Source organism: Nocardioides jensenii JCM 1364 = NBRC 14755 (genome assembly GCF_001552535.1).
GTDB classification, from domain to species: domain Bacteria; phylum Actinomycetota; class Actinomycetes; order Propionibacteriales; family Nocardioidaceae; genus Nocardioides; species Nocardioides jensenii.
Genome location: NZ_BCRJ01000074.1, coordinates 62,403 through 69,623, shown reverse-complemented (window position 1 = coordinate 69,623; position 7,221 = coordinate 62,403). Strand labels below are relative to the sequence as shown.

Genomic DNA, 7,221 nt, shown 5'->3' with positions numbered 1-7,221 from the left:
GCCCAGGCCCGCCTGTGATTTTGACCGGCCCCCCGCACCCGACTGATCAGTCGAGCAACCCCAACAGGTAGGCGCCGTACCCGCTCTTGGCCAGCGGCTCGGCCACCCGTCGCAGGTCGTCGTCGCTGAGCCAGCCCTGCCGCCAGGCGACCTCTTCGGGCGCCCCGATCTTCATGCCCTGCCGGCTCTCGATGGTGCGCACGAAGTTGCTGGCGTCGTTGAGCGAGTCGAACGTGCCGGTGTCCAGCCAGGCGGTGCCGCGCGGCAGCACGGTCACCGCAAGCCTGCCCTCGTCGAGGTAGAGCCGGTTCAGGTCGGTGATCTCGAGCTCGCCGCGCGCGGACGGCTCGAGCGTCGCGGCACGCGCCACCACGGTGTTGTCGTAGAAGTACAGCCCCGGCACGGCGTACGACGACCGCGGGCTGACCGGCTTCTCCTCCAGGGAGAGGGCTCGTCCGGCGTCGTCGAACTCCACCACGCCGTACGCGGTCGGGTCGGCCACCTGGTAGCCGAAGATCGCGGCGCCGTCGATGTCAGCGAAGCGGTTGAGCTGGTTGCCGAGGCCGTGGCCGTAGAAGACGTTGTCGCCCAGCACCAGGGCCGCGGGCTCGTCGCCGAGGTGGTCGGCGCCGATCACGAAGGCCTGCGCCAGACCGTCCGGGGAGGGCTGCACGGCGTACGTCAGCGAGACCCCGAGCTGCGACCCGTCGCCGAGCAGCCGCCGGAACGCGTCGGCCTCGTGCGGCGTGGTGATCACCAGCACCTCGTTGATCCCGGCCAGCATCAGCGTGGAGAGCGGGTAGTAGATCATCGGCTTGTCGTAGACCGGCACGAGCTGCTTGCTGATGCCCTGCGTGATCGGGTGCAAGCGGGTGCCGGTGCCACCGGCCAGGATGATTCCCTTCATGCCACACACCCTAGGTGGGTCGGTGTCGAGGTCGCCGTGGAATCCCTGGGACCGGCCACTCAATAGGATGTGCCGCATGAGACTCCTCGTGACTGGCGGCGCCGGCTTCATCGGCTCCAACTTCGTGCACCACGTCCTGGCGCACTCCGATCACACCGTCACCGTGCTCGACAAGCTGACCTACGCGGCCTCGCGTGAGGCCCTGACAGGGCTGCCCGTGGAACTGGTGGTCGGCGACGTCGCCGACGCCGAGGTCGTCGACGACCAGGTGGCGCGAGCCGATGCCGTGGTGCACTTCGCCGCCGAGTCCCACAACGACAACTCGCTGACCGACCCGTCGCCGTTCATCCGCACCAACCTGCTGGGCACGTTCGCGATCCTGGAGGCGGTGCGCAAGCACGACGTACGCCTGCACCACGTCTCCACCGACGAGGTGTACGGCGACCTCGCGCTCGACGACCCGATGCGCTTCACCGAGGACACTCCCTACGCGCCGTCGTCGCCGTACTCCGCCTCGAAGGCCGGCTCCGACCACCTGGTGCGGGCGTGGGTGCGCAGCTTCGGCGTGCGTGCGACGGTGAGCAACTGCTCCAACAACTACGGTCCGTGGCAGCACATCGAGAAGTTCATCCCGCGGCAGATCACCAACGTCATCGACGGCATCCGACCCAAGGTGTACGGCGACGGGCTGAACGTGCGCGACTGGATCCACGCCGACGACCACTCCTCCGCGGTGCTGCGCATCCTGGAGGCCGGGCGGGTCGGCGAGACCTACCTGATCGGCGCCGACGGCGAGAAGAACAACCTCGAGGTGGTGAGGATGGTCCTCGAGCTGATGGGGCAGCCCGCCGACGCGTTCGACCAGGTCACCGATCGCGCCGGTCACGACCGTCGCTACGCGATCGAGTCGGGCAAGCTGCGCGCCGAGCTCGGCTGGGCGCCGCAGTTCGAGGACTTCGAGGCCGGGCTGGCCGACACGATCGCGTGGTACCAGGCGCACGAGGAGTGGTGGCGTCCGCACAAGTCGGCCACCGAGGCGACGTACGCGCTGAAGGGCCAGTGATGGCGGACGCTGCGGCGCTGGTGGTCGAGCCTGTCGAGGCCATCCCCGGGCTGCTGGTCGTCCGGCTGCCGGTGATGGCCGACAGCCGCGGGTGGTTCAAGGAGAACTGGCAGCGCGAGAAGATGGTCGCGCTGGGGCTGCCCGACTTCGGGCCGGTGCAGAACAACGTCTCGTTCAACACCGTCCGCGGCACCACGCGCGGCATCCACACCGAGCCGTGGGACAAGTTCGTCTCCGTGGTCACCGGCCGGGTGTTCGGCGCCTGGGTCGACATGCGCGAGGGCGCGTCGCTCGGCGCGAGGTTCTCGATCGAGATCGACCCGTCGGTCGCCGTGTTCGTGCCGCGCGGCGTCGGCAACAGCTATCAGACGTTGGATGACGCGACCACCTACAGCTACCTGGTCAACGAGCACTGGCGTCCGACGACCGCCTACCCGGCGCTCGACCTGGCCGACCCGACGGTGGCGATCGGGTGGCCGATCCCCTTGTCCGACGCGGAGATCTCCGAGAAGGACCAGCACAACCCGCGGCTCGACGCGGTCACCCCGATGGCCCCGCGCCGCACCCTGATCCTGGGCGCGGGCGGGCAGCTCGGGCGCGCCCTGGCCGCGGAGTTCCCCTCCGCGCACGCGGTGGGTCGCGCCGAGCTGGACATCACCGACACCGCGGCGTTGCGCGCCTGGCCGTGGCACGAGTACGACACCGTGCTCAACGCTGCCGCGCACACCGCGGTCGACGCCGCCGAGACCGAGCGGGCCGACGCCTGGGCGGCCAACGCGACCGGTCCCGCGGTGTTGGCCTCGATCGCCCGCGAGCACCGGCTCACGCTGGTGCACTTCTCCAGCGACTACGTCTTCGACGGCACTGCCACGTCCTACGACGAGGACGCCGCCCTGTGCCCGCTGGGGGTCTACGGGCAGTCGAAGGCCGCCGGCGACCTGGCCGTCGCGACCGCGCCGCGGCACTACCTGATCCGTACGTCGTGGGTGATCGGTGCCGGGCACAACTTCGTGGCCACGATGGCGCGACTTGCCCGCGACGGGGTCTCCCCCACCGTCGTCGACGACCAGGTCGGGCGGCTCACGTTCACCGCCGAGCTGGCCCGCGCGACGCGGCACCTGCTCACCACGCGGTCGTCGTACGGCACCTACAACGTGACCGGCACCGGCGAGCCGACCAGCTGGGCCGACGTCGCCGCGCGCGTCTTCGAGCTCACCGGCCGCTCACCCGAGGACGTCTCACGGGTCAGCACCGCCGACTACTACGCCCGCAACGCCCCCACCCCTGACAGCGGTGCCACGATCGCCCCGCGTCCGGCGTCCGGCGTGCTGTCGACCGCCAAGATCGAGGCCACCGGCTTCACTCCCGCCGACGCCCTCACCACCCTCACCGCCCACGTCACGACTTGTTGAGTCTGGACCGTCGAGTTGTTGATTCTGACGATGACTCGGCGCCAGGATCAACAACTCGACGGTCGAAACTCAACAACTCGCGGCACCACAACGCACCACTCGCGGCACCACAACGCACAACTCGCGGCACCACAGCGCACCGCTGGTGGGGTCAGGAAGCGGTGTCGACCGTGTTCTGCTCGGCGATCGAGGCGTCGCCCATCTGGCACAGGGCGGCCATCGCCCGGGTGACCAGCTCGCGCTCGCCGCGCATCGGCAGCGCATCGATCTCGGCCGGGTAGACCGGCGGCACCGGCACGTGGGAGACCATCGGGTGCTCGGGGCGTACGTCGACGGGCTCGTCGTCGGCGAAGAGCTCCTCGTGCAGCTTCTCGCCGGGGCGCAGACCGGTGAACTCGATCGGCACGTCATTGCCCGACTGACGGATCAGCTGGCGGGCCACGTCGATGATGCGGATCGGCTCACCCATGTCGAGCACGAGCGCCTCGCCGGGGCGACCGATCGCGGCGGCCTGGACGACGAGCTGGCAGGCTTCCTCGATCGTCATGAAGAAGCGGGAGACCTCGGGGTCGGTGACCGTGACCGGGCCACCGGCGGCGATCTGCTTGGCGAAGGCGGTCAGCACCGACCCGCGTGAGCCGAGCACGTTGCCGAACCGCACGGAGAGGAAGGTGCCCGGCGACGTCTGGGCGTGCGCGGCGGTGATCCGCTCGGCGATCCGCTTGGAGTAGCCCAGGACGCTGGCCGGGTTGGCGGCCTTGTCGGTGGAGACGTTGACGAAGCGTTCGACGTCGACCATCTCGGCGACCTGGAGCACGTTCCAGGTGCCGTGGATGTTGGTCTTGACCGCCTCGGCGGGGTACTGCTCGAGCATCGGCAGGTGCTTGAGGGCGGCCGCGTGGAAGACCACCTGCGGACGGCGCTCGGCGAAGATCGTCTTCAGCGCCTGCAGGTCGCGGATGTCGCAGAGCACGACGTCATCGGAGTCCAGCAGCGCGCGGCCATGGATCGAGAGCTGGACGGCGTGGAGCGCGGACTCGTCGCGGTCGAGCATCATCAGCTCGGAGGGGCCGAACCGGTGGATCTGGCGGCACAGCTCGGATCCGATCGACCCGCCGGCGCCGGTGACCATCACCCGCTTGCCCTTGAGGTAGTCCGCGATCGCGGCCACGTCGGTGTCGAGCTGGTTGCGGCCCAGCACGTCGGTCAGGTTGATGTCGCGCAGGTCGCGGATGCCGACGTTGTCAGTGAGCAGCTGGGTGGTCGCCGGGAGCACCTTGACGTCGATCTCGGCCCGACGGGCCTCGAAGCTGAGCCGGCTGATCGTCTCCGACGACGCGCTCGGGATCGCCACGACCGCGGCCGTCGCACCGGTCTGGCCGACGATCTCGCCCAGCTGGGCGGTGCCGCCGAGCACGGGCACGTTGCGGATCCGGCGGTGGCGCTTGGCAGGGTCGTCGTCCAGGAGGCCCACCGGGCGCCAGCGGCGCTGCGGGTCGCGCAGCATCGAGCCGATGATCTCGCGGCCGGCCTCGCCGGCACCGATCACGACCACGCGGGTGGCGCCCTCGTTCTTCACCTGCTGGTCGTCGCGCTCGCGGGCCCAACGCCAGGCCGCACGGCCCCAGGAGACGGCGACGAGCGTCGCGAAGGCGGCGGCGGCCGGGACGCTGCGCGGCACCCAGTGGCCGAAGAGGTTGACCACGAAGACGAGTCCGCCGGCGGTCAGCGTGACCAGGCCGAGCAGCACCATCTCGGAGAAGCTGGCCAGGGCGGCCCGGCCGTGGTGCAGGCGCAGGGGCCAGCCGATGACGGCGTGGAGGACGGCGGTGGCGAGGGCGGCGAGTACGACGGCCACCCACGGCACGGCCGCCACGTCGGCGTCGAGTCGAAGCGTGCTGAAGACGAGGTACGAGCCGATCCAGGCGACCGAGTCGCCGACGATCATGAGTGCCGCTCGGTGGCGGCGCAGCGTCGGCACGATGTCGCTCAAGGTGAAGTCCCCCGGTGGTGAAAGAAGTCCGTTCGCGGACCAACCCCGGCCCTCAGTCAGTGTGCGCTGGCATCACCTGAATTGGGCAATCAATCGTTGAATCTGAGACGACTTTCACCCGGTCGGTGGGGTACCCCTAGCCCAAACGGACTATCAAGACCACTTCCCGACGTTCCCGCAGTTAGGGTTTGCAAGACCGTGGACGGATCCAGGGTCGCGAACGCTGAAGACGGGGAATACCGGATCGTGGAACTCAAGGACTACTGGCAGACCGTGCGACGTCGCTGGAAGGCGATCGTCGCCTGCCTGCTGCTCGCGATCGCCGCCGCCGCCCTGCTGACCTGGCAGGCGACCCCCCAGTACGCCTCGACCACGCGACTGTTCATCTCCACCTCCCCCTCCGACACCGCCGACGCCCTGGCCGGCAACACGTTCGCCACCCAGCGCGTGACGTCGTACGCCGAGAACATCAAGAGCCGTCAGCTGGCCGACCGGGTCAACGACAACCTCGGCGCCGACTACGACGCCGATGAGCTGGCCGGCAAGATCACCGCCACAGTCGTGCCCGAGACCGTCATCCTCGAGCTGACCGCCACCGACACCGATCCCAAGGTGGCCCGCGACATCGCCCAGGCCTACGCCGAGGGGCTCAGCGAGATGGTCGGCGAGCTCGAGACGCCCGAGGGCGGCGGCGCCACGCTCGTGAAGGCCTCCATCGTCGACGACGCCCGCGTCAACGACGACCCGGTCTCTCCCAACGTGCTGCGCAACCTCGGTCTGGCCGCCGTGCTCGGCCTGCTCATCGGCCTCGGCCTGGCGGTGGTCCGCGAGATGCTGGACACCTCGGTCACCTCCGCGGAGGACATCGAGACGGCCACCGCCGCACCGGTCGTCGGCCACATCTACCAGGACGCGAACGCGGTCAAGCAGACTCCCGCGAAGGCGCTGGACGACGCGACCCCCTGGGCCGAGGCCTTCCGGGTGCTGCGCACCAACATGCAGTACGTCCAGGTCGACTCGGCCAACAAGGTCTTCGTCGTCTCCAGCTCACTGCCCGGTGAGGGCAAGACGACCACGGCGATCAACCTCGCGGTCACCCTGGCGATGGCCGACCAGAAGGTCGCCCTGGTCGAGTGCGACCTGCGTCGCCCGCTGGTCGCCGAACGGATGGGCCTGGTCGGCGCGGTCGGTACGACGTCCGTCCTGGTCGGCAAGATCTCGCTCGACGAGGCGCTCCAGCCCTACGAGAGGACCGGCCTGCAGGTGCTGACCAGCGGCCCGATCCCGCCGAACCCGTCGGAGCTGCTGCAGTCCCATGCGATGGAGAAGCTGCTGGCCGACCTGCGCGCGCGGTTCGACGTCGTCATCATCGACGCCCCGCCGTTGCTGCCGGTCACCGACGCCGCCCTGATCGCCGCGCAGGCCGACGGCGCGTTCATCGTCGTCCGCCACGGCAAGACCACCAAGGACCAGCTGCACCACGCGGTCGACCGCGTCGAGGCCGTCGACGCCCGGGTGCTCGGCGTGGTGATCAACCTGGCGCCGAACAAGAAGCGCGGCAACGCCTACGGCTACGGCTATGGGTACGGCTACGGCTACGCGCCGGACCCGAGCAAGGTCGTCGCCTCCGCCGAGGCGGAGAGGCTCACCCTCGACGGGCAGCCCTCCGGTGAGTCGTCACGGCCGGTCGAGCCCGCCGGACGGCGCAAGCGTTCTCTCTGAGTCCAGGCGGGCGGCTGAGCCCGGGCAGGCGGTTGAGCCCGGGCGGGCGGCTGAGCCCGGGCAGGCGGCTGAACCCGGGCAGGCGGCTGAACCCGGCGGGCAGCGGGCGGGCAGCCGGCGCGCA

At 70.0% G+C, this 7,221-nt stretch carries 5 protein-coding genes; 3 read left to right on the top strand and 2 right to left on the bottom strand.

From position 1 onward, the window contains the following. Positions 1 to 46: 46 nt before the first annotated feature. On the bottom strand, positions 47 to 907 hold the full coding sequence (gene rfbA / locus NJ4_RS16585; protein WP_067437615.1) for a glucose-1-phosphate thymidylyltransferase RfbA: 861 nt from the start codon (positions 905 to 907) through the stop codon (positions 47 to 49). A 76-nt stretch (positions 908 to 983) separates the two neighbouring features. Between rfbA and rfbB the strand changes: the two genes are divergently transcribed. Together rfbB and NJ4_RS16575 are read left to right on the top strand one after the other, a co-directional pair. Next, complete coding sequence (gene rfbB / locus NJ4_RS16580) at positions 984 to 1,970, top strand: dTDP-glucose 4,6-dehydratase (RefSeq protein ID WP_067437638.1); 987 nt, start codon at positions 984 to 986, stop codon at positions 1,968 to 1,970. Next, entirely contained in the window at positions 1,970 to 3,382 is a 1,413-nt protein-coding gene (locus tag NJ4_RS16575; RefSeq protein ID WP_067437612.1) for a sugar nucleotide-binding protein, read from the top strand. Before rfbB ends, NJ4_RS16575 begins: the two co-directional genes overlap by 1 nt. A gap of 151 nt (positions 3,383 to 3,533) precedes the next feature. Here NJ4_RS16575 and NJ4_RS16570 read toward each other — a convergent pair whose 3' ends face one another. Further along, complete coding sequence (locus NJ4_RS16570; RefSeq protein WP_082748784.1) at positions 3,534 to 5,375, bottom strand: polysaccharide biosynthesis protein; 1,842 nt, start codon at positions 5,373 to 5,375, stop codon at positions 3,534 to 3,536. A 198-nt stretch (positions 5,376 to 5,573) separates the two neighbouring features. On the opposite strand from NJ4_RS16570, the gene NJ4_RS16565 reads away from it, so the two are divergent. After that, positions 5,574 to 7,097 (top strand): polysaccharide biosynthesis tyrosine autokinase, encoded by a 1,524-nt coding sequence (locus NJ4_RS16565; RefSeq protein ID WP_157551179.1) that lies wholly within the window; start codon positions 5,574 to 5,576, stop codon positions 7,095 to 7,097. The last annotated feature ends 124 nt before the right edge of the window (positions 7,098 to 7,221 follow it).

What these genes read in the sequence shown, in the direction of transcription:
- rfbA (WP_067437615.1), bottom strand. Translation starts at nt 907, where the DNA reads ATGAAGGGAATCATCCTGGCCGGTGGCACCGGCACCCGCTTGCACCCG.
- rfbB (WP_067437638.1), top strand. Translation starts at nt 984, where the DNA reads ATGAGACTCCTCGTGACTGGCGGCGCCGGCTTCATCGGCTCCAACTTC.
- NJ4_RS16575 (WP_067437612.1), top strand. Translation starts at nt 1,970, where the DNA reads ATGGCGGACGCTGCGGCGCTGGTGGTCGAGCCTGTCGAGGCCATCCCC.